The organism is Tabrizicola sp. (assembly GCF_031377265.1).
Classification (GTDB): Bacteria; Pseudomonadota; Alphaproteobacteria; order Rhodobacterales; family Rhodobacteraceae; genus JAUYQR01.
The window spans coordinates 1-2,055 of record NZ_JANMET010000102.1 but is presented as its reverse complement, the minus strand read 5'-3'; the positions used below and the strand labels follow the sequence as shown (position 1 = coordinate 2,055).

Sequence of the window (2,055 nt, the reverse complement as noted above, 5' to 3'; positions counted from 1 at the left end):
CCTTGGCCTTCGCCACCCCTGCAGCGATGGTCCCCACACCCGACGACGACACCAGCTTCACAGTCACCTTGGCGCGCGGGTTGATCTGCTTCAGGTCGTAGATCAGCTGCGCCAGGTCCTCGATGCTGTAGATATCGTGGTGCGGCGGGGGCGAGATCAGCGTCACCCCCGGCGTCGAATGCCGCAGCCGGGCGATCAGCGCCGTGACCTTCATCCCCGGCAGCTGGCCACCCTCACCGGGCTTTGCCCCTTGGGCAACCTTGATCTCCAACTCCTCACAGGCGTTCAGGTACTCCGCCGTCACGCCGAACCGGCCCGAGGCGACCTGCTTGATCTTGGCAGACGGATTGTCCCCGTTCGGCTCCGGCACGAAATGCGCCGGGTCCTCGCCACCCTCACCGCTGTCCGACTTCGCCCCGATCCGGTTCATCGCCACGTTCAGCGTCTTGTGCGCCTCGGGCGACAGCGCCCCCAGCGACATCCCCGGCGTCACGAAACGCTTGCGGATAGAGGTGATCGACTCGACTTCCTCAATCGGCACCGGCTTGCCCAGCGTCTTGATGTCCAGCAAATCGCGCAGATGGATTGGCGGGTTTGACCGCATCGCCGCAGAATACTGCTTCCACAGGTCATAACTCGCCCGGTCGCAGGCCGATTGCAGCATGTGCATCGTCTGCGCTTCCCAGGCGTGCTTTTCGCCCGACCGCCGCGCCTTGTAGAAGCCACCGATGGGCAGCACGTCCGCGCCCCCCAGCCAGCCGCGCTTGTGGACCTCCTCCAGCTTCTGCTCCACGCCCGTCAGGCCGATGCCCGAGATGCGCGACTGCATCCCCGGGAAATACTCGGCCACCATCGCGCGCGACAGACCCACCGCCTCAAAGTTCAGACCCCCGCGATAGCTGGAAATCACCGAAATCCCCATCTTCGACATGATCTTCAAAAGCCCTGCGTCGATTGCATCCCGATAGCGCCGCATGGCATCGGTCAGCGATCCCTCCAGCAGCCCCCGGTCGATCCGGTCGGCAATCGAATCTTGCGCCAGATACGGGTTCACCGTCGTCGCACCCGACCCGATCAGCACGGCAAAGTAATGCGGATCAATGCATTCCCCCGACCGCACGTTGATGCTGCAGAACGTCCGCAGCCCTTTGCGTGTCAGCCACGAATGCACGGCGCTGGTCGCCAGGATCATCGGCATACCTACCGCGTCCGGCCCTTGATGCTCGTCTGTCAGGACCAGCTGTCCGGCACCTGACCGCACCGCATCCTCGGCCTCAGCCCTTATGCGCTCCAGCCCCTGCCGCAGGTCATCCAGCCCCTCACCCACGGGGAAAGAGCAGTCGATGAACGCCACTTGGTCGCCAAAACGTTCGACCATCACCGCGAATTCGCGGGTGGCGACGAAAGGACTTTCAAGCACCAGGATTTCCGACTGCGAGTTGTTCTCGTCCAGCACGTTCCGCAGGTTGCCGAACCGTGTCTTCAGCGACATCACTCGACCCTCGCGAAGCGAGTCGATGGGCGGGTTCGTCACCTGGCTGAAGTTCTGCCGGAAATAGTGGCTCAGGGGGCGGTAGACCGACGACAGCACCGCGGGCGGCGTGTCATCGCCCATGGATGCGACCATTTCCTTGCCGTCCTCGGCCATCGGGGCCAGAACCTGCTCCAGCTCCTCCAGCGTGTAGCCCGCCGCAATCTGCCGCTTGCGCAGATCAGCGCCATCAAACAACGCGGCCTCCGGCACATCCTTCAACAGCGCGTTCAGGTCCACCACCTTGGACACCCAATCGCCAAACGGCTGCGCCGCCGCCAGTTTATTCTTCAACTCGGTATCGTGGTACAGCTTGCCATCCACCATATCGACGGCGATCATCTGCCCCGGCCCCAGCGCGCCCTTTTCGCGCACGGTTGTTTCGTCAATCGGCACCATTCCGGCCTCGGACCCCGCAATCAACAGCCCGTCGCCCGTCACCACATAGCGCATTGGCCGCAAACCGTTCCGGTCCAGCCCGCCACATACCCAGCGGCCATCGGTCATCGCAAGCGCCGCAGGCC

General features: G+C 63.8%; 1 protein-coding gene. It reads right to left on the bottom strand.

Going from position 1 to position 2,055, the window contains the following annotated elements; all coding sequences use genetic code 11:
- On the bottom strand, positions 1-2,055 hold a 2,055-nt coding region (locus RMO18_RS05980; protein ID WP_309664562.1), incomplete at both ends, for a glutamate synthase central domain-containing protein.